The sequence below is a fragment of the Clostridium sp. 1001271B_151109_B4 genome (assembly GCF_015670405.1).
In the GTDB taxonomy this organism is placed as follows: Bacteria; Bacillota; Clostridia; order Clostridiales; family Clostridiaceae; genus Clostridium.
In genome coordinates, this window is the sequence record NZ_JADPBQ010000021.1 from 18,510 (window position 1) to 39,028 (window position 20,519).

The following is a 20,519-nucleotide window of genomic DNA, read 5'->3' on the forward strand; positions in this document are numbered from 1 at the left end:
GGCTTTTAAATTATTAAGAATCTATAGTTTGTTTAGTTAATAGTTAGTAGTTAATGGTTAATTGTTAATGAATAAATTCAGCTCAGCTGAATTTATTCATTAAGGAACTCTGATAGTAGTTCCTTCTTTAACCATTAACTATTTAAATATATGGTGATTTAGGATAGCCTTCACGATATTTTCCACGAGTTTGAAGTCCACCAATACCTTTTATGCCTGTAATTGTATTTTCAACTATATTTGTTATTGAGACTACAGAGTCAATGTTAGTATAAGCTATTTTTTCACAAACAAAAACTGGGTCTAAGCAATGAATTAATACTCTACTAGGGGAACTAGCAAAATTAGCGCCAGCATCTAATAGGCATTCATAGCAGGATTGACATGCACCTGCAAAAATAACTAATTCATCATAACTAGAATTATAATTTCTAAGGGCCTTGACCGCATCTATATAATATTTTGAATTTCTATAATTATTTAAATCTAAGTAATCATCACTTGTTTTTAACACACTATCGTGTCCGGTTAAAACTACAATATCTGGTTTAATTTCTTTAACTAAATCAACAACCTTTGTAGCTTGATCCCTTTCTGAAATAGCTCGACCAACAGCATCTAAAGAAAGTTGTTTATAAACCTTTAAGCATGTTTCTAAATAGTCTTTGTCACCATCAATATGAAGTATTTTTCCAGGACGACCAAAAATTAATTCGTTATTAGGTGCTTTTTTTTGAGATTTACTACTACGGGTAAGTGTAGTGGGATCGTGCCTATATCCACGGGTATTTACAGCTTTCTTTATTGCATCATTAACTCTACTATTTAATATTTTTTCTTTTTCACCAATAAAATTAACATCGACATGCTCTAAATCATCTTCAGGTGAATCGGCAATTATTCTTATACTTATACCTTTAAGTATATATACTATTTTCCCATCCATTTCTTTTATATCAATAATTTTAAAAGTTATATCCTTATCATAGGATTTTCTTACAACAGTATCACCTATTACCATTTTATTCTCCTAACTAATACATGATTTCAATCTATAATATGATATTTTAATAGCATTTGCCCCTTAAATATTTAGTGATAATTTAATAATAATGAATAAAAAACTATAAAAAAAGCAATAATAATTAATAGATAAAATGATAGATAAACAAAGGTAAAAGTTTACATTGACAAAACTACCGTAAGGTGATAAAATAATTGGTTTTATTTGACAAAAGTGCTAAAAAGTTTTATAATATAGTTAGAAAGATGGTGGTCATATGGAAGGAAATAAAACATTAGCCAACATAAGAAGAGACATAGAAAACCACGTAGGTGAAAAAGTAACTTTAAAAGCCAATGGTGGAAGAAAAAAAATACTAGTAAACGATGGTGTAATAGAAAGCGTTCATCCAAGTATTTTTGTTGTAAGATTAGAGAGTGACAACCAAAGGACTGTAACTTATAGTTACTCAGATGTTTTAACTAAAACTGTATCTTTATACTATGCGGTATAAGTAAGAGCTTCGAATTTTTTTTCGAAGCTCTTATTTTTGTTAGATTAAATTTAAATAAAAAAAATTGCATTTTATTTCTAAAAATACAATTTTATTAATATACATATATAAGAATAAAAAAAAGAAAGATGGCGGGTATCCATCTTTCAACTATGGTATAAAAGGGTATTGAGAATTTATGAGAGGTTATATGGTCAATAACCATCTTTATAATATGACATATTTATAATAAAGTCAACAATTTATTTAAAAAAAAATAAAACTTTTTTATTTTGATACTAAATTTCGACATTTAGCATTAAAAAATGGAAAAAAATAATAGGTTTCTAAAAAGCATGATGAATTTATTATTTAAAAATTAGTAAACAGTTTGCCTATATTAGAATAAATATATATTTAGAGAATATAAATTATAGTAGGTATATACTATGGAGGAGGGATAGGATGTCTCAGATAGATGTTATTAAAGAAAGTGTTCAAAATGAACAGCTAATAAGAGAAAACTCTACTAATAATGTATTAAAGGGTGAATATTTAATAAAGGACTCACATCCAGATGTTCATCAAATTTTAGGAGTAGAAGCAAAAGCAACTATTACTAATAAAGAGATACTAGCCGATAAAATAATGATAGAGGGTCAAATTAATTATTCTGTCATGTACTTATCTGAAGATGAAAGTAAGGTAACTAGTATAAACTCTGTTTATTTATCAGAAAAATTCGCTGACTACCTTGATATTAATGCTGAAGAACATAAAGTCATTTGTGAAGTAGAGTGTGCAATAGAACATATTCAAGCTAGTATAATGAATGAACGTAAGATTGCTATTGATGGAATAAGAACAACAAAATGGTTACTTTATAAAATTTGTGAATTTGAATTTGTAAAGGAAATAGAAGGTAGAGACGACATACAAATTAAGAGAAAGAGTGAAGAGATAAACCAATTAAAATGTGAAAAAGAAATAGAAATAATGGGTAAATCTATGATTAAAGTAACAATGGATAAGCCAGAGATTGAGGAAATATTAGCATGCTCATTAAATTTGCATAAAAAGGAAGTAAAACTTGGGGAAGGAAAAATTTACTTTGGTTGCTATTGCAAAATAGAAGTTTTATGTAGAGGAAAAGAAGAAAATGATATTTTCTTACTACAAGATGATGTTTATTTATCTAAAGAAGAAGAGTCTATTGGCGTTAATGGAGATATGATGGCTACTCACCAAATAGAAATAGTAAATTCAGATAGTATAATAACTGCTGATGATTTAGGTGAGAATAGGGTTATTAATGTTGAATTTAATGTAAAAGGAACTGTTAAGGTTATATCTAAGGAGATAATTGATGTTATTAAAGATGCATATTCACCAACACAATCAATTGAATTAACAAAGAAAAAATATGATATTGGAATAGTGCAAGGAGTAATACCATCAGAATTAATAATAAAAGATAATTTATATCCTAAGGATGAGGAAGAAAAGATTTCTTGTGTAGTTTGGACAGGGGGATGTCCTTTAATTACTGAAACTTATATTGAAGAAGATAAAGTTAAGATTGAAGGTATATTAAAAGTACAAGTACTTTATAAAGTATCTGAAGAGGAATGTAAATTAGATATGTGTAGTGGAGAGATTCCATTTACAACAGTAATTGATTTAAAGGGTATTAAACCTGACATGAGTGCTATTTGTAAAGTTAAGTTAGAAAACTTAGATGGAACTGTTGAAGCTAATACAATAGCAATAAGAGCAACATTATTAATAGTAACTAAGGCTTACTATAAGATTGAAAAAGAATGGATAGTTGATATCCAAGAAGGAGAGTCAGAAAAAGAGTGTAAAAAAGCATCAGTAACAATATATGTTGTTACTACTGGTGATACATTATGGGAATTAGCTAAGAAATATAATACAACAATGGATTCATTGATTAAAATTAATGAATTAGAAGGTCCGGAAGCATTAGTCGAAGGAAAGAAGATAATAATACCAGGTAAATGTAAATTTTAATATGATTTAAATTAGAGGTCATTACAGCTTGATGTAATGACCTTTTGCTATATGAATATATTTTGTTGTATTGGATAAAATAAGAAATACATGATATGAGGTGATAATTTGAGTGAAAAAATAAGTGGCAATTTAATTATAATTGGAGGAGCTGAAGATAAGAAGGGGAAAAAAGAGATACTAAAAAGAGTAGCAAAATATATTGATCCAAATAAAGAAAAAATGTTAATAGCAACCATAGCGACAGAGTATCCTGAAAAAAGCTACGAGAATTATAAAAATATATTTAATAATTTGGGTATAAAAAATATTGAAAAATTAGATATAGGTGTGAGAGAAGAGGCCTTTGATAAAAAAAATATTGATTTAATTAAAGAAGCAGATTTATTATTTTTTACAGGTGGAGACCAATTAAGGATAACAAGCATGATAGGGGGAAGCCCTGTATATGATGCTATTAAGGAATTATGTATTAATGGTGGTATTATTGCAGGAACATCGGCAGGGGCGTCTGTAATGAGTGATACGATGATTGTAGAGGGAAATGATGAAGAGTCACCACATAAATGCACATTAAAAATGTCACCAGGATTAGGTTTAGTAAAAAATATAATAATAGATCAGCATTTTGCTCAAAGAGGAAGAATAGGAAGATTGCTTACTGCAATTGCTCAAAATCCAGAAGTATTAGGTATAGGCATAGATGAAGATACAGCAATATTAGTAAGTGATAATGGAACAGCAGAGGTAATTGGTTCAGGAGCAGTATATTTTGTTGATGGAAGCTGTATTGATTATAGTAATGTTTCAGAGCAATATAGCGAAGAAGTACTGAGCATGTTTAATGTTAAGCTGCATGTATTAAAAGAGGGCAATAGATTTAATCTATTAAAAAAGGTACCTTTTGAGGAGGATAAGAATTTTTATGAAAATCATAGATAGTACTGTTTATGATGGCAGAAATATTCATTCACATAAGAAATGTATAGTGTTAGACGTTGATTTGGAGGGATATTCGGAAATACCAAGCAAAGACATTGAGGGGTTTAACGAAAAATTAGTAAGCATACTTCCAATATTATATACACATAGATGTGGTATAGATGAGGAAGGTGGATTTGTTAAACGCTTAAAAGAAGGAACATATCTTGCACATATTTGCGAGCATATGATTATTGCCATGCATAATATTCTTGGAATAGATATAGCTTACGGAAAGGCTAGAGAAATTGAAGGCGATAAATATATTGTTGTATTTCAATATGAGTATCCAAGAGTAGGACTTGAAATAGGAAGACTTGCTGTAGATATTATCAATTCATTTATAGAAAATAAAAATATATCATTTGATGATAGACTTAACGTAATAAAAAATATATTAAATGAAGAATTAATTGGACCTAGCTCATTTGAAATTTGCAATGCAGCGCAAAAAGTTGGTATGCCTATTTTAAAAATGGGAAATAGCGGATTTTATCAAATTGGATATGGAAAACAAGGCAGGATAATAGAATCAGCTATTAGTAATTCAACTAGCTGTGTTGCTGCTGATATTTCTTGTGATAAATTACTTACTAAAGAAATGCTTAGAATACAGAATTTGCCCGTTTCTAGGGGGGAGAAGGTAAGTAATGTTATAGGGTTATTAAAGTCTGCAGAGAATTTAGGATATCCGGTCGTATTAAAACCAGAGTTTGGAAGTAAAGGTAGAGATGTAATATTAAATATTAAAACTGATAAAGATTTAGTGGATTGTTATCAGAAGTTAACTAAAAAATATAAGGATATAATGATAGAAAGGTATTATGAAGGCGATGACTATAGAGTGTGTGTTATTAACAATAAAGTTGTTGCTGTATCAAAGAGAATTCCACCATATGTTGTGGGGGATGGAATAAAGTCAATAAGTCAGCTTATAAATGATTTGAATAGTGATGAAAGAAGAGGAGAAGATCATGAAAAGCCACTTACTAAAATTAAGATAGATGATGAAGTTATTAGAAATTTAAAAATAAATAATTATGAAATGAATTCAATTTTGGAAAAAGATAAAAAGCTAATTTTGAGAAAAAATTCAAACTTATCAACAGGGGGATTAGCTATAGATTGCACTGATGATATTTCAGAGGAAAACAAAGAAATATGTGTAAGAGCGGCTAAGGCCATTGGATTGGATATTTGTGGCGTAGATATTTGCACAAAGAGTATTAAAAGATCTTTACTTGAAGATGGTGCTATAATAGAGGTTAATGCAGCACCAGGATTAAGAATGCATTCATATCCTGCTATTGGAAAGAAAAGAAATGTTGGAACTGAAATAGTTAATATGATGTATAATAATAATCCTAAAAATATACCTGTTATTTCAATTACAGGAACAAATGGAAAGACTACAACTACAAGAATTATAAATAGTACATTGTCAAAAATGGGATATTGTGTTGGTATGACCAGTACAGATGGTATTTACATAAATGGAGCATGTATAGATAGTGGTGATGATACTGGGTTTGAAAGTGCAAAATGTGTATTGTTTAATAGGGATGTTGATGTAGCGGTTTTAGAAACAGCAAGAGGCGGTATAATAAGAAGAGGGCTTGCTTATGATTTAGCAGATGTTGCAGTAATAACGAATATTACTGAAGATCATTTAGGTCTAAATAGAATTAATACAATGGAAGATTTATGTATGGTCAAATCTTTAGTTGCAGAAGCTGTTAAAGAAGATGGATATGTTGTAATAAATGCAGATGATAAGTGGAGTAAAGAGATAATAAGTAGAATTAATGCTAATATAATTTATTTTTCAAAGGATTGTAATAATGAGTTAATAATAAATAATGAATCTAAAAATAATATAGCAGTATATTTAAAAGATAATTATATATGTGCTAAAAATCTTGGAAAAGAATATAAAATAATTAATATTAAAAATATACCTATTACATTAAACGGAACATTAGAATTTAATGTTGAAAATGCAATGGCTGCTTGTGCTGCGTTAGTAGCACTAAAAGTTGATTATTCAATGATAAAAATAGGCCTTAGCAATTTTAACTCAAATGAAAATACAGGAATATTTAATATTTATAATTGTAATGGAATTAAAGTTATTTTGGATTATGGTCATAATATAGAAGGTTATAAAAAAGTACTACCTACATTGAGAAATATCACTAAGGGGAAAATAACTGGTATAATAGGTGTACCAGGAGATAGAGGTAACTATGTTGCTAAAGAAATTGGAAAAATAAGTGCTAACTATCTTGATAAAATAATAATTAAGGAAGACAAAGATAGGCGTGGAAAAAATATAGGTGAAGTAGCAGAAGTAATTAATCAAGGTGTTTTAGAAAATAAAAATAATATTAAAACACGAATTATATTAGATGAAGTAAAAGCCTTAGAAACTGCATTTAGTGAATCTATTCCGGGAGATACAATAATCGTATTTTTTGAAAAATTACAACCACTATTAGATTTTATAAAAACTAATCAGTCTGATGATGAAAATCTAGGTAATGTTGCTAATTCAATTTAAAGAATACAACAATGACATATTTACTATAGTAAAAATAATATATATAATATATTTTATGAAGTTCAGGGTTTATGGCTCTGAGCTTCAATTTAAAATAGATACTTTCCGGTTGAAAGGATTTGAATATATGAAGATAAAGGCGTATGCAAAGATAAACATTTCCTTAGATGTAGTAGGAAAAAGAAAAGAGGATGGTTATCACTTATTAAAAATGATAATGCAAAACATTGATTTATATGATGAGATATATGTTGAAAAGCGTAAAGAAGGTATAACTATACATTGTAATAAAAATTATGTACCTACTGATTCGAGAAATTTGGCATATAAGGCAGCCATGTTATTTAAAGAAAAGTATAATATTAAAGAAGGTGTCTATATAAACATCATAAAAAATATTCCTGTTTCAGCTGGATTAGCTGGGGGTAGTACTGATGGAGCAGCAGTATTAAAGCTTATGAATAGGCTTTTTGAGGTTAATGCTTCAGATGAAGAATTAATGAAAATTGGTTTAAGTCTTGGTGCTGATATACCTTATTGCATTAAAGGAGGGACTGCTCTTTGTGAGGGTGTTGGAGAAGAAATTACACCTCTAAAACCGTTTAAGGATAAAATCTTAGTATTGGTTAAACCTGGTTTTGGAGTGTCAACAAAAGAAGTATATAAGGCTTTTGATTTAGAAAAAGCAAGAATACATCCAAGAACTGAAAAATTAATTGAAGCTATGGAAAAAGATGATTTATATTATGTTGCAAATAATATGAAAAATTTATTAGAAAATGTTACCTTAAGAAAACATAATGTATTGATTAGAATAAAAGAAGAAATGAATAGATATGGTGCTGTTGGAAGCATGATGAGTGGTAGTGGACCAAGTGTTTTCGCATTTTTTGATGATATGCTAAAAGCTCAAAGGTGCTACGAAAAGATGAAGGAAAGTCATAGAGAGGTATTTTTAACTAGAACTATCTAAAAAATTAAATATTATAATGAGATGAATAAACCCCTTTAAATTGTCAATAATTATTACTAGAAAGGGGTTATGTTATGAAAAGATATATGTATTTTATAATAGTTTTAATTTTAGTAATATTTACATTGAACGGATGTGCTCAAGTTAATAATATAAATAATAAGGATTTAGAGCTTAATGAACTTAATTATGATGATATAAAGGACAAGCTGATTAGATTTCATGTAATAGCAAATAGTGATACAGAAGAAGATCAAAATCTTAAACTAAAAGTAAGAGACAAGGTTGTTGAAGCATTAAGTGAAAAACTTAGTGGAGTAGAGTCATTAGAGGAAGCAGAGAAAATTTTAGAAGATAATATTGACTATGTTAATCAAATAGCAAGAGAAGTTATTACTAGCAATAATTATGATTATGAAGTAAATACAATGTTATCATATGAAAATTTTCCTAATAAAGTATATGGTGATTATGTATTTCCACAAGGAAACTACGAGGCATTTAGAGTTATAATAGGTTCTGGGCAAGGACAAAATTGGTGGTGCGTAATGTTTCCATCATTATGTTTTGTTGATGAAAGTAAAAGTGATGTTGATTCAACAAATTTAAAAGAGGAAATTGAGAGCGTTGAACCAAAAGAGGATAATAAAGTAGAAGAAAATACAAGTGATTTAAATAAAGAAGATGATAATAAAAATGATATTAAAATGAAATTTAAAATTGTTGAAGTTATTAATGATTTATTTAAATAATTAGGAGGATAAAATGACAAAAGCATTAGCAATGGTTTCAGGTGGATTAGACAGTATATTAGCAGCTAAGTTAATAAAAGAACAAGGGATAGAAGTAATAGGGGTATGTTTTAGATCATATTTCTTTAGTGAAGCAAGTGCAATTAAAATGACAAAACAAATAGATATACCTTTAATAGTAGTTGATTTTTCACCAGAACATTTTGAGTTAGTAAAAAATCCTAAGCATGGTAGAGGGAAAAATATGAATCCATGTATAGATTGCCATGCTATGATGATGAATTATGCAGGAAAATTATTAGAAGAGCATAATGCAGATTTTATAATTACTGGAGAAGTATTAAATCAAAGACCGATGTCACAAAACAGACAAGCTTTAAATATAGTAAAAAAAGAATCAGGATTTGCAAATAAGATATTAAGACCACTATGTGCTAAAAATATAGAACCAACTGAAATGGAGTTAAATGGTTTAGTTGATAGAGAGAAATTACTAGGTATTTCAGGTAGAAGTAGAAAGCCGCAAATGGAATTAGCTGCTAAATGGGGAATAACAGAATACCCATCACCAGCAGGGGGCTGTAGACTTACTGAACCTAATTATGCATTAAGATTAAAGGATCTTTTAACATTTAAAGATGAAGTGGAAGAAGATGAATTAAGTTTATTAAGATATGGAAGACATTTTAGAACATCTGACAATAATAAAATAATAGTTGCTAGAACTAAAGAGGAGTCTGAAGCTATTAAGAAGCTTGTAAATAAAGAATATTTATTATTCCATGCAACAGATTTTTCAGGAGCATTAGTTTTATTAGATAAGAATGGAACAGAAGAGGATAAGGTATTAGCTGCAAGAATGGCAGCAAGATATAGTAAGGGAAGAGATGAAGAAAGAGTTAAAATAAAATTTGGTATATATGGAACAAGGCTAGAAAATCATATAGAAGTAGAACCAATTAATGATAATGAGTTAGAACAATATATGATTTCTATAAAATAGGAGGAGAATATGGAGAAGAGAGCAATAATATCAGTAAAGAGTTTTTCAGATATTGATCCAAATGAAGCGATAGAAGTTGTAACACCAGGAACTTTTATCATACATGACGAAGGATTTAAGGCTATATATGAAGAATCAGAAATATCGGGAATGGATGGTACAACAACTACATTAAATATAAAGGATAATAGCATGACACTTGAGAGAGTTGGATCCATAAATACAAATATGGAATTTAAAGAGGGGTTGACTGCTATATCTTTGTATAATACTCCTTATGGAATTTTGGATTTAAATATTGATACTGAGAAATTAAAGATAAATATAGATGAAAATGGTGGAGAAATACATTCAAAATATGTTTTAGGACTTGAAGGTCAAGAGGGTATAACTACAGTATTAGATATTAAAATTAAAGTTAATTAGGTTAAATAGGCTTCTGAAAGTAAATATATTTTCAGAGGTCTATTTTTATGTGTATAAAAGTTTAGTGTAAGGGGATAATTAAAGAAAATAAAATGTTAAAAATAAAGGGTGTGAACAAAATAAATAAGTATGAAAATATAATAATGATATTATGTCAGTATTATGAAATAAGTTATTATGAATTTAATAAACTATTAAGGAAAAAGGAAAAAGCTTATTTAACAGTATTATTGATGAAAAAGTTTAGATGTTTAAATAGTGAAGGAGTAAAAGAAAAGTTAGGGATTATAAGTAATAGAAGTTTGCACTATAAGATTAAAATGGCAGAAAAAAAGATCCTCATTAATAAGAATTTTAGGGATGAATATTTTGAATTAGAAGAAAAAATAAAAGAAAATTTAAGAAATGCATAAAAAACACTAGCTTAAGTTAAACTAATGTGATACTATATTATTTATGATTATTATTGCCTTAGGCAATAAGAGAGGTAATTTAGATTATACCATCATTAAAATCAATAGTCAACAATAAAAATAAAAAATAGAGCTGGGGGATTATGCATGAATACAAAATATGTTTTCGTTACAGGTGGGGTTGTATCAGGATTAGGAAAGGGAATAACAGCAGCTTCATTAGGAAGATTGTTAAAAAATAGAGGATTAAAGGTTTCTATACAAAAATTTGATCCATATTTAAATGTAGATCCTGGGACAATGAGTCCATATCAACATGGAGAAGTTTTTGTAACTGATGATGGTGCAGAAACAGATTTAGATTTAGGACATTATGAAAGATTTATAGATGAAAATTTAACTCAAAACAGTAATATTACATCAGGTAGAATTTACTGGTCAGTTATTTCAAAAGAGAGAAGAGGAGAATATCTTGGAGGGACAGTTCAAGTAATACCTCATATAACAAATGCTATTAAGGAAAGAGTGTACAGAGTAGCTAAAGAAAGAGATGTAGATGTTGTAATAACTGAAATAGGTGGAACAGTTGGTGATATTGAATCACAACCATTCCTTGAGGCTATAAGACAAATAAAGTATGATGTAGGCAGAGAAAATGTATGCTTTATACATGTTACATTAGTACCTTTCTTAGGAAAATCAGGAGAACTTAAGACTAAGCCAACTCAACATTCAGTAAAAGAATTAAGAAGTATCGGTATTCAACCAGATATAATAGTTTGTAGATCTGAAAAAGAGATATCAGAAGACTTAAGAAATAAAATAGGATTATTCTGTAATATTGAAGGTAAGTCTGTAATTCAAAACTTAGATGCTGATCATTTGTATGAAGTTCCATTAATGTTACATAAAGAAGGATTAGATAGATTAGTAATAGAAAAGTTAGAACTAGGATGTAGAGATATTGATAATAGCGAATGGATCGATATGGTTTCTAGATTAAAAGGATTAAAGGGGAACACAACTATTGCATTAGTAGGAAAATATGTTGAATTACATGATGCATATTTATCGGTAGTAGAAGCATTAAGCCATGGTGGATTAGCTAATGAAACTAATGTTGATATTAAATGGGTAAATGCAGTAGATCTTACTGTTGAAAATGCAGATGAATTATTAAGTGAAGTTGATGGTATTCTTGTACCAGGTGGATTTGGAGATAGAGGAGTAGAAGGTAAAATAGAAGCTATAAAATATGCTAGAGAAAATAAAATACCTTTCTTAGGAATATGTTTAGGAATGCAAACAGCTGTAATTGAATTTGCAAGAGATGTATTAGGATATAGCGATGCAAACAGTTCTGAAATTAATCCAGAAACATCATATCCAGTAATAGATTTAATGCCAGAACAAAAGGATATTGAAGATCTAGGTGGAACAATGAGATTAGGATTATATCCATGTAAGTTAGATGAAAATTCAAAGGCTCACGAAGCTTATGAATCATCATTAATCTATGAAAGACATAGACATAGATATGAATTTAATAATGAATATAGAAAGCAAATAATTGAAGCAGGAATGAAGATTACAGGGACAAGCCCAGATGGTAGATTAGTAGAGATTGTGGAAGTTGAAAATCATCCATGGTTTGTAGCGGCACAATTCCATCCAGAATTAAAATCAAGACCAAATAATCCACATCCTTTATTTAAAGCATTTATAAAAGCTGCTTTAAGTGGAGAATAGTAAAAAACGAAGGGTTTACCTTCGTTTTTTTTATAGATAAATGTTTGTTATAAAAAATATATAAAGTGGATAAGCTTAAAAGAGAAGTTAGTATTGTATTTTAAAGAGTATTAGTTCATAATTATATATAAATTTAAGTTTATTTTTTAAATTTATAATTTATTTTTGTATAGTTATGTTTCATTTCAAATATATCAAACCTTAAGGTAAATCTAATTTTTATCCCTAATTAACGAAAACTATTGGAGGTGTCATTTTGACAAGAGAAATATACTCTGAGATGACTTTAGTAGAGTTAAAAAACAAAGCTAAAGAACTTGGAATAAAAAACATAAGCAAGTTAAAGAAAAGTGAATTAATAGATGAATTAGTAAAGGCTACGCCTAATGCAATTGAAAAAAATGGTGTTGTTTTAAGAGAAAAAATTGCACCAAAAGCAAAAGAACAAGAAAGTATTAATAGCACTTATAATAATTATTCAAATAGAGAAAGTACTAATAATATGACAGAAGAACAAAGGGAAGAGAAAAAAGAAAGATTAAAGGTAATGATAAATGAGTCTGGTTCTTCTAAAGGAGTTTTAGAGGTTCAAGAAAATAATAACTTTGGCTTTTTAAGATGTAATAATTATTTAACTGGTGAGAATGATATATATGTATCACCTTCTCAAATTAGAAGATTTAATTTAAGAACTGGTGATGAAGTTCAAGGAAAAGTTAGAGAAGCTAAAGAAGGAGAAAAGTTTAAAGCTTTATTATTCGTAGAAAAAGTTAATGGAGATAATCCAGAAAAAGCTATTGGAAGAAAGAACTTTGAAACATTAACACCAGTATATCCTAATGAAAGGCTACATTTAGAAACTAGTAATGAAAATGATTTATCTTCAAGGTTGATGGATATAATTTGTCCAATAGGAAAAGGACAAAGAGGAATAATTGTAGCACCACCAAAAGCTGGTAAGACTACTTTGTTAAAAAAGGTTGCACAAAATATCACTATAAACCATCCAGATGTAAAATTAATTGTTTTATTAATTGATGAAAGACCTGAAGAAGTTACAGATATGAAACGATCTATAAATGGGGATGTAATTTATTCAACATTTGATGAAGAACCTCAAAATCATGCTAAAGTAGCTCAGATGGTATTAGAAAGAGCTAAAAGAATGGTAGAGCAAGGAAAAGATGTAGTTATACTATTAGATAGTTTAACAAGATTATCAAGAGCATATAATTTAACTATCACTCCTACAGGAAGAACATTATCAGGTGGATTAGATCCAGGTGCATTAATTATGCCTAAAAAGTTCTTTGGGGCAGCAAGAAATATTGAAGAGGGTGGAAGTTTAACAATACTTGCAACCGCTTTAGTAGAAACTGGTTCAAGAATGGATGATATGATTTTTGAGGAATTCAAAGGAACAGGTAATATGGAAGTTCATCTTGATAGGAGACTGCAAGAAAGAAGAATATTCCCTGCTATTGATATTTATAAGTCAGGAACAAGAAAAGAAGATTTATTATTAAGTGATGAAGAAAAAGAAGTAGCATATGCAATTAGAAAAGTAATGTATAGAGATGGAAACATTGAGAATATTACAGAAAACTTAATAAATATGTTATCAAAAACAAAAAACAATAAAGAGTTTATACAAGTTTTCCCTAAAAATGATGTGTTTAAAAAATAAAGAAAACTACAGAAATATGTAGTTAAAAATATATCTAGCTAAAAAGAGGTTATATACAAGTATTGTAATAACCTCTTTTAGTAGTATTATGAATAATAAAATTTATTAAAAAATGAAAAAATGAGAAAGAAAATAAATTCTTTCTCATAAATTCTAACCTAATCTTATTTGTTAAGACCGAACTTCTTGTTGAATTTGTCAACTCTACCGCCGATATCAACGATTTTTTGCTTACCAGTGAAGAATGGGTGGCATTTAGCACATATATCAACTTTTAACTCTTCTTTAACAGAACCAGTTGTGAAAGTATTTCCACATGCGCACTTAACCACAGCATCGTGATGGTATTCTGGATGTATGCCTTGTTTCATTTGATTCACCTCTTTCAAAATACATTCATTGACTTAGCAATGACCTATTGAATTATAGCATAGTCGACAAATACAGTCAATATAGGCAGGAAATAAAAACATCTTTTTAAGTATTTCTTAAAATGCTATAATCGAATGAGATACATATACAGAGGAGAGACATTATGAGTAAATTATATTTTAGATACGGTGCAATGAATTCAGGAAAATCAACAAATCTTATGCAGGTTGCATATAACTATGAAGAGCGTGGAATGAAAGTTCTATTAATTAAACCATCTACCGATAAAAAGGGTGGAGATAAACTAGTTTCTAGACTAGGAGTAGAAAGAAAAGTGGATTTATTAATTGATGATAATCAAAATATATACGAGAGTGTTAAAAAATGGAATGATGAAAAATATAAAATTGATTGTATTTTAGTAGATGAAGTTCAATTTTTTAAAGCGCATCAAATAGACCAACTTTTTGAGATAGCAGTTTGTTTAGATATACCGGTTATATGTTATGGACTTAGAACAGATTTTAAAATGCAAGGATTTGAAGGAAGTACCAGATTATTATTATTAGCACATAGTATTGAAGAATTAAAAACTATTTGTAAATGTGGGAAAAAGGCAATATTAAATGGAAGAAAAATAAATGATAAATTTGTATTCGAAGGAGAACAAGTAGCAATAGATAATATAGATAATGTTGAATATGAATCATTATGTGGTCATTGTTACTTTAAATTTAAAAATCAATAAAAGGGTGAGAGTGTGATTTTATGAAAAAATGTGATGTCGGAGGGCAAGCTATAATTGAGGGAGTTATGATGAGAGGCTCTAAAGGATTAGCAACAGCTATAAGAACTCCCAGTGGGAAAATTGAAGTAGATGTAAAGAAAACTAAACCAATTACCAAAAAATATAAATTTTTAAATATTCCTATCATTAGAGGAGCAGTTGTACTAATTGATTCATTAATTGTTGGAATTAAAACCTTAAATTATTCAGCAAGTTTTTTTGAAGAAGATGAAGAAGAATCAAAATTTGATATTTGGTTAAGAGAAAAATTAGGGGATAAAGGTGCAAATGATTTATTAGTTACTTTTACTATGATGATTTCACTTTTAGTTGCAGCTGGGTTATTCTTAGGAATTCCTACAGCAATTGCTTCTTTATTTAAAAACACTGGAATTTCTTCAGTAGTGTTAAACTTAATTGAAGCTGCAATAAGAATAACTATCTTAATTACTTATATGTTTTTGATAAGTAAATTAGATGATATTTATAGGGTGTTTCAATATCATGGGGCAGAACATAAAACTATTTTTTGCTATGAAGCTGAAGAAAAGCTTACAGTAGAAAATGTAAGAAAGTTTGGGAGATTACATCCAAGGTGTGGTACTAATTTCTTGTTTTTAACTATGCTTGTTAGTGTTATTTTGTTTTCACTAACTGGATGGGGTGGATTTTGGCAAAGGTTAATATTAAGAATTGTATTGATGCCTATAGTTGCAGGTATAACTTATGAACTTATTAAATGGCTAGGGAGAACAGAAAGTAAATTGGGAAAAATAATTGCATATCCAGGATTAAAATTACAAGAACTTACAACAAAGGAGCCTGATGATGCTCAATTAGAAGTTGCAATAGAATCTTTAAAAGCGGCAGAGGGAATTGAATATAAGAAGAAAATAGGGGAATTATTAATAGATGGAAATAAAATATTAAAAGAAGCTAATATAGACACTTATATTTTAGATACACAACTATTATTAGGGAAAGTATTAGGTAAAGATAAACTATATTTAATTACTAATAAAGAAGAAGTAGTGAGTAAGTTTAAAGAGAAGGAATTTTATTCTTTAATTGAAAAGAGAAAAAATAAAATGCCTATAAGCTATATTTTAAAAACAACTGAATTTATGGGATTAGATTTACATGTAGAAGAAGGGGTATTAATACCAAGAGGAGATACAGAGGTATTAGTAGAAGAAACTCTTAAACTTATGGATGAAGATAAAGAGTATGAAGTTTGTGATTTATGTTGTGGAAGTGGTGCTATAGGTATATCTCTTGCACATTTTAGAGAGAATATTAAGGTAGATTTAATTGATTACTATGATGTTCCTGAAAAGGTAACAAAAAGAAATATTGTAAAGCAAAAGTTAAGTAATAGAGCTAAATTTATAAAAAGTGATTTATTATTGGAAGTTATTAATAGAGAAAAAAAATATGATATTTTAGTATCAAATCCCCCATATATTAAGGAAGAAATTATTGATACTTTAATGGAAGATGTTAAAGATTATGAACCTCATACAGCATTAAGTGGTGGGAATGATGGATTGGATTTTTACAGAAGAATTGTAGATGATAGTGATAAAATATTAAAAGAAAATGGTATTCTTGCATTTGAAATTGGCCATGATCAAGGGACTGAAGTTAGCAGTTTAATGATTGAAAAAGGTTATAAAAATGTTAGGGTAGTTAAAGATTTAGCTGGACTTGATAGAGTTGTTATAGGAAACATGTAGGTTTAGTTAATAGTTAATGAATAAATTCAGCTTAACTGAATTTAAAATATATAGTTAAAAAACTATGTTAAGAGTTTTCCATTAACTATTAACTCTTAACTATTATAGTGAAACTTGATAAGTACACAATGATTATGTTATAATATTTCAATATGAAAAAATACAGTACGGAGTGATATTATGTTATTAGATAAATTAGCATTTACGGAAAATAAATACGAAGAACTATCAGTTAAAATATCAGATCCTTCAATAATGGCTAACCAAAAAGAATGGAGAAAGCTATGTAAGGAGCACGCTGATTTAGAAATAATCGTAACAGCTTATAGAGAGTATAAGAAAGTTGTTGAAGATTTAGAAGCTAATAAAGAGATGTTAGAAGAAGAATCAGATAGAGAAATGAGAGAAATGTTATCTGAAGAAATTTCTTTATTAAAAGATCAAGAAGAAGAATTAGAAAAGAAAATTCAAATTCTTTTATTACCTAAAGACCCTAATGATGACAAAAACGTATTTGTTGAAATTAGAGGTGGTGCTGGAGGAGATGAAGCAGCATTATTTGCAGCTAATCTTTTCAGAATGTATACTAGATATGCTGAATCTCAAAGATGGTCAGTTGAAATGATGAGTTCAAATGAAAATGACCTTGGTGGATTTAAAGAAGTTGTATTTATGATTAAAGGTAACGGAGCTTATTCAAAGTTAAAATATGAAAGTGGTGTACATAGAGTTCAAAGAGTACCTGATACAGAAAGTTCAGGAAGAATACACACTTCAACAGCTACAGTAGCTGTATTACCAGAAGTTGATGATGTTGAAATAGAAATCAATGATAAAGATTTAAGAATTGACGTTTATAGATCTTCAGGTAATGGAGGACAATGTGTTAATACAACTGACTCAGCAGTTAGAATTACTCATATTCCAACAGGAACAGTTGTAGCTTGTCAAGATGAAAAGTCACAGCTTAAAAATAAAGAAAAAGCAATGAAGGTTTTAAGAGCAAGATTGTTTGAAGTTGCTGAAGCAGAAAGACTTGCTGGAATTGCCGAAGACAGAAAAAGTCAAGTAGGAACAGGGGATAGAAGTGAAAGAATAAGAACTTATAACTATCCACAAGGAAGAGTTACAGATCATAGAATCGGATTAACGTTATATAAATTAGATAGTTTCATGAATGGAGATATTGAAGAAGTTATTAATGCTTTAATTACTGCAGATCAAGCAGAAAAAATGCAAGCAATGGGTAATACTGATTCAATATAATATTAAAAGCCTTGCATTGTATAATGTAAGGCTTTTAAAATAGGTGATTACATGAAAATAGAAAAAGCATTAAAGAAACAAAAGTTTTATAATAAGATATTTTATATAATTATGATATTATTAGCGGTATTTCTTCCATTATGTACTTATTTAGCTTATATTGATTCAGTAATAATATTAATTTTTCTAGCAGTAATAGAAATTTTAATTTGCATAGCAGTAATAAATAAAATTAATAAATCTACTCTTAAATTTTATTTTTATAATAATAAATTGAAAGTTAAAAATGGATTATTTTTGAGTTATAGCTTAATTCAATGTGATAAAGTAGCTATTGTACATACTAATAAAAGTAATGAGGATATGGAAATAATTATTATTACACCAGTAAGGTATAAGAATAGAAAATTAAATCCTATTTCAAAAGATTTTATGAGAAAGAATAAAGAGGCGGCAGATGAATATCTAAGAATAAAAAGGATACATAAAGATTGCTTATATTATTTTCAGGTTATTAATTGTGGTGAATTAAATAAGTATGTATTACTAGATAATATTTATAGAAATTGTGTTAATGCAGTATACACGTCTTCTGCTATAGAAAATATTAAAATAGCAAGAGGGCAAAAAGAAATTTAATGAAAGAAGGTAAGTCCTTATGGAAACAAAGGTTGCCATAATAAAAGATATAAATAACGATATTAAATTTATAGAGGAAGCTGGTACTATTATTAGAAATGGTGGAACTGTAGCTTTTCCAACTGAAACTGTATATGGACTAGGTGCAAATGCTTTAGATGAAGAAGCTGTAAAGAAGATTTTCATTGCTAAAGGTAGACCTCAAGATAATCCGTTAATTGTACATGTTTGTTCAAAGGATATATCTGAATTAGTTAAAGAAGTACCAGAAATAGCACAAAGAATGATTGATAAGTTTTGGCCAGGGCCTTTAACAATTATATTAGAAAAAAATGATATTATACCTAACATGACAAGTGCAAATCTTAATACGGTTGGAATAAGAATGCCAAGTTCTGAAATTGCTCTTAAACTTATCGAATTATCAAAAAGACCAATTGCTGCTCCTTCAGCTAATATCTCTGGTAGGCCAAGTCCAACAGAAGTCGAAAGATGTGTTGAGGACCTAAGTGGCAAGGTCAATTATATAATTGGTGGAGAAAGTAGTGATATAGGAGTTGAATCAACTATAATAGACTGCACTGTAAATCCACCATTAGTATTAAGACCAGGTGGAATCACATTAGAAATGCTTAAAGAAATAGATTCTAATATTGAAATTGATAGTGCTTTAAAATCAAAACCAACGGAAGAGTTTAAGCCAAAAGCACCAGGAATGAAGTATAGGCATTATGCGCCTAAAGCCCATTTAAAAATAATTAAAGGGAAAAATGAAAAAACTATTGAAATAATCAATGAAATATTAGAGAATTATATAGAAAAAGGTAAAGACGTAGCTATATTAACTACAGATGAAAATTTAAATAAATTTAATAAAGGGAAAATAATATCATTAGGAAGTGAAAATAATTTAAGCGAAATTGCAAAAAACCTTTTTGAGACATTAAGAAAATGTGATGACTTAGGAGTTCAACATATATTATGTCAGGGCTTTGAAGAAAAAGGTGTTGGTCTTGCAATAATGAATAGATTAAATAAAGCTGCTGGTTATGATATTTTAGAAGTATAAATAAGGAGGATGGGGGAGCCTATTCTTCTTTTTTTATAAATAATTAATGTAATAAAGTTAGTTATTACATAATAAGTGATAGGAAGGTTGGTTTTATGAAAATTGCATTAGGTTGTGACCATGGTGGATTAAATTTAAAAGCAGAAATAGCTAATTATTTAAAGTCTCAAAATATTGAGTTTAAAGACTTTGGAACTTATACAGAAGAATCTTGTGATTATGCTGATATAGCATTACCAGTAGCTGAAGCAGTAGTAGCTAAAGAATTTGATTTTGGTATATTAATTTGTGGAACTGGAATAGGAATAGGAATCGCAGCAAATAAGGTACCAGGAATAAGAGCTGCACTTTGCTCTGATACATTCAGTGCACATGCAACTAGAGAGCATAATGATGCTAACATATTAACTATGGGCGAAAGAGTTGTTGGTAAAGGATTAGCAATAGACATAGTAAAAGCATTTTTAGGGGCTGAATTTGAAGGCGATAGACATGCAAGAAGAATAAATAAAATTACTGAAATTGAAAAAAAATACTCTAAATAATAATGAGTGACTTAAATAATATTTAAAGGTT

Annotated in this window: 19 protein-coding genes; 17 read left to right on the plus strand and 2 right to left on the minus strand. The window is 28.6% G+C overall.

Going from position 1 to position 20,519, the window contains the following annotated elements:
* Nucleotides 1-142 precede the first annotated feature (142 nt).
* On the minus strand, nt 143-1,021 hold the full coding sequence (gene yabG / locus I4V63_RS12955) for a sporulation peptidase YabG (protein ID WP_196001669.1): 879 nt from the start codon (nt 1,019-1,021) through the stop codon (nt 143-145).
* Between the two features lie 259 nt (nt 1,022-1,280).
* Here yabG and I4V63_RS12960 point away from each other — a divergent pair, with 259 nt between their 5' ends.
* The 11 genes from I4V63_RS12960 to rho all read left to right on the plus strand — a co-directional run bounded on the left by I4V63_RS12960 (nt 1,281) and on the right by rho (nt 14,074).
* A complete protein-coding gene (locus tag I4V63_RS12960; RefSeq protein WP_196001670.1) occupies nt 1,281-1,517 on the plus strand; it encodes a Veg family protein in 237 nt (78 codons plus the stop codon).
* A gap of 444 nt (nt 1,518-1,961) precedes the next feature.
* The gene (locus tag I4V63_RS12965; RefSeq protein ID WP_196001671.1) at nt 1,962-3,530 is read left to right on the plus strand and encodes an SPOCS domain-containing protein; all 1,569 of its coding nucleotides are present in this window, start codon (nt 1,962-1,964) and stop codon (nt 3,528-3,530) included.
* Between the two features lie 108 nt (nt 3,531-3,638).
* Nucleotides 3,639-4,472 carry a cyanophycinase gene (locus I4V63_RS12970; protein ID WP_196001672.1) on the plus strand — a complete coding sequence of 278 codons (834 nt, stop codon included), beginning with the start codon at nt 3,639-3,641 and terminating at the stop codon, nt 4,470-4,472.
* Nucleotides 4,456-7,071 (plus strand): cyanophycin synthetase, encoded by a 2,616-nt coding sequence (gene cphA, locus I4V63_RS12975; RefSeq protein ID WP_196001673.1) that lies wholly within the window; start codon nt 4,456-4,458, stop codon nt 7,069-7,071. The genes I4V63_RS12970 and cphA overlap by 17 nt, the downstream gene beginning before the upstream one ends.
* 127 nt (nt 7,072-7,198) lie before the next feature.
* A complete protein-coding gene (gene ispE, locus I4V63_RS12980) occupies nt 7,199-8,044 on the plus strand; it encodes a 4-(cytidine 5'-diphospho)-2-C-methyl-D-erythritol kinase (protein ID WP_196001674.1) in 846 nt (281 codons plus the stop codon).
* 74 nt (nt 8,045-8,118) lie between these two features.
* Nucleotides 8,119-8,796, plus strand: a complete 678-nt coding sequence (spoIIR, locus tag I4V63_RS12985; protein ID WP_196001675.1) for a stage II sporulation protein R — start codon at nt 8,119-8,121, stop codon at nt 8,794-8,796.
* 13 nt (nt 8,797-8,809) lie between these two features.
* On the plus strand, nt 8,810-9,799 hold the full coding sequence (locus I4V63_RS12990; RefSeq protein ID WP_196001676.1) for a tRNA 4-thiouridine(8) synthase ThiI: 990 nt from the start codon (nt 8,810-8,812) through the stop codon (nt 9,797-9,799).
* 9 nt (nt 9,800-9,808) lie between these two features.
* On the plus strand, nt 9,809-10,225 hold the full coding sequence (locus I4V63_RS12995) for a DUF1934 domain-containing protein (protein WP_196001677.1): 417 nt from the start codon (nt 9,809-9,811) through the stop codon (nt 10,223-10,225).
* Between the two features lie 92 nt (nt 10,226-10,317).
* A complete protein-coding gene (locus tag I4V63_RS13000; RefSeq protein WP_196001678.1) occupies nt 10,318-10,638 on the plus strand; it encodes a hypothetical protein in 321 nt (106 codons plus the stop codon).
* Between the two features lie 147 nt (nt 10,639-10,785).
* Complete coding sequence (locus I4V63_RS13005; protein WP_196001679.1) at nt 10,786-12,387, plus strand: CTP synthase; 1,602 nt, start codon at nt 10,786-10,788, stop codon at nt 12,385-12,387.
* A gap of 256 nt (nt 12,388-12,643) precedes the next feature.
* Nucleotides 12,644-14,074 (plus strand): transcription termination factor Rho, encoded by a 1,431-nt coding sequence (gene rho / locus I4V63_RS13010; RefSeq protein ID WP_196001680.1) that lies wholly within the window; start codon nt 12,644-12,646, stop codon nt 14,072-14,074.
* Nucleotides 14,075-14,238: 164 nt separating this feature from the next.
* Here rho and rpmE read toward each other — a convergent pair whose 3' ends face one another.
* Complete coding sequence (rpmE, locus tag I4V63_RS13015; RefSeq protein ID WP_005212373.1) at nt 14,239-14,445, minus strand: 50S ribosomal protein L31; 207 nt, start codon at nt 14,443-14,445, stop codon at nt 14,239-14,241.
* Nucleotides 14,446-14,609: 164 nt separating this feature from the next.
* Here rpmE and I4V63_RS13020 point away from each other — a divergent pair, with 164 nt between their 5' ends.
* From I4V63_RS13020 to rpiB, 6 genes are all read left to right on the plus strand, one after another.
* A complete protein-coding gene (locus tag I4V63_RS13020; protein ID WP_196001681.1) occupies nt 14,610-15,194 on the plus strand; it encodes a thymidine kinase in 585 nt (194 codons plus the stop codon).
* A gap of 20 nt (nt 15,195-15,214) precedes the next feature.
* Nucleotides 15,215-16,969 (plus strand): peptide chain release factor N(5)-glutamine methyltransferase, encoded by a 1,755-nt coding sequence (gene prmC / locus I4V63_RS13025; protein WP_196001682.1) that lies wholly within the window; start codon nt 15,215-15,217, stop codon nt 16,967-16,969.
* A 180-nt stretch (nt 16,970-17,149) separates the two neighbouring features.
* On the plus strand, nt 17,150-18,235 hold the full coding sequence (prfA, locus tag I4V63_RS13030) for a peptide chain release factor 1 (RefSeq protein WP_196001683.1): 1,086 nt from the start codon (nt 17,150-17,152) through the stop codon (nt 18,233-18,235).
* 51 nt (nt 18,236-18,286) lie between these two features.
* Nucleotides 18,287-18,874, plus strand: a complete 588-nt coding sequence (locus I4V63_RS13035) for a hypothetical protein (protein ID WP_196001684.1) — start codon at nt 18,287-18,289, stop codon at nt 18,872-18,874.
* A gap of 19 nt (nt 18,875-18,893) precedes the next feature.
* A complete protein-coding gene (locus tag I4V63_RS13040) occupies nt 18,894-19,943 on the plus strand; it encodes an L-threonylcarbamoyladenylate synthase (RefSeq protein WP_196001685.1) in 1,050 nt (349 codons plus the stop codon).
* 95 nt (nt 19,944-20,038) lie between these two features.
* On the plus strand, nt 20,039-20,488 hold the full coding sequence (gene rpiB, locus I4V63_RS13045; RefSeq protein ID WP_042399483.1) for a ribose 5-phosphate isomerase B: 450 nt from the start codon (nt 20,039-20,041) through the stop codon (nt 20,486-20,488).
* Nucleotides 20,489-20,519: the final 31 nt, after the last annotated feature.

Coding starts and splice junctions, on each gene's coding strand:
- I4V63_RS12995 (WP_196001677.1), top strand. CDS start 9,809: ATGGAGAAGAGAGCAATAATATCAGTAAAGAGTTTTTCAGATATTGAT.
- I4V63_RS12990 (WP_196001676.1), top strand. CDS start 8,810: ATGACAAAAGCATTAGCAATGGTTTCAGGTGGATTAGACAGTATATTA.
- cphA (WP_196001673.1), top strand. CDS start 4,456: ATGAAAATCATAGATAGTACTGTTTATGATGGCAGAAATATTCATTCA.
- I4V63_RS13040 (WP_196001685.1), top strand. CDS start 18,894: ATGGAAACAAAGGTTGCCATAATAAAAGATATAAATAACGATATTAAA.
- prfA (WP_196001683.1), top strand. CDS start 17,150: ATGTTATTAGATAAATTAGCATTTACGGAAAATAAATACGAAGAACTA.
- I4V63_RS13020 (WP_196001681.1), top strand. CDS start 14,610: ATGAGTAAATTATATTTTAGATACGGTGCAATGAATTCAGGAAAATCA.
- rpiB (WP_042399483.1), top strand. CDS start 20,039: ATGAAAATTGCATTAGGTTGTGACCATGGTGGATTAAATTTAAAAGCA.
- spoIIR (WP_196001675.1), top strand. CDS start 8,119: ATGAAAAGATATATGTATTTTATAATAGTTTTAATTTTAGTAATATTT.
- rpmE (WP_005212373.1), bottom strand. CDS start 14,445: ATGAAACAAGGCATACATCCAGAATACCATCACGATGCTGTGGTTAAG.
- I4V63_RS12960 (WP_196001670.1), top strand. CDS start 1,281: ATGGAAGGAAATAAAACATTAGCCAACATAAGAAGAGACATAGAAAAC.
- prmC (WP_196001682.1), top strand. CDS start 15,215: ATGAAAAAATGTGATGTCGGAGGGCAAGCTATAATTGAGGGAGTTATG.
- I4V63_RS13035 (WP_196001684.1), top strand. CDS start 18,287: ATGAAAATAGAAAAAGCATTAAAGAAACAAAAGTTTTATAATAAGATA.
- I4V63_RS13000 (WP_196001678.1), top strand. CDS start 10,318: ATGTTAAAAATAAAGGGTGTGAACAAAATAAATAAGTATGAAAATATA.
- I4V63_RS12965 (WP_196001671.1), top strand. CDS start 1,962: ATGTCTCAGATAGATGTTATTAAAGAAAGTGTTCAAAATGAACAGCTA.
- yabG (WP_196001669.1), bottom strand. CDS start 1,021: ATGGTAATAGGTGATACTGTTGTAAGAAAATCCTATGATAAGGATATA.
- I4V63_RS13005 (WP_196001679.1), top strand. CDS start 10,786: ATGAATACAAAATATGTTTTCGTTACAGGTGGGGTTGTATCAGGATTA.
- ispE (WP_196001674.1), top strand. CDS start 7,199: ATGAAGATAAAGGCGTATGCAAAGATAAACATTTCCTTAGATGTAGTA.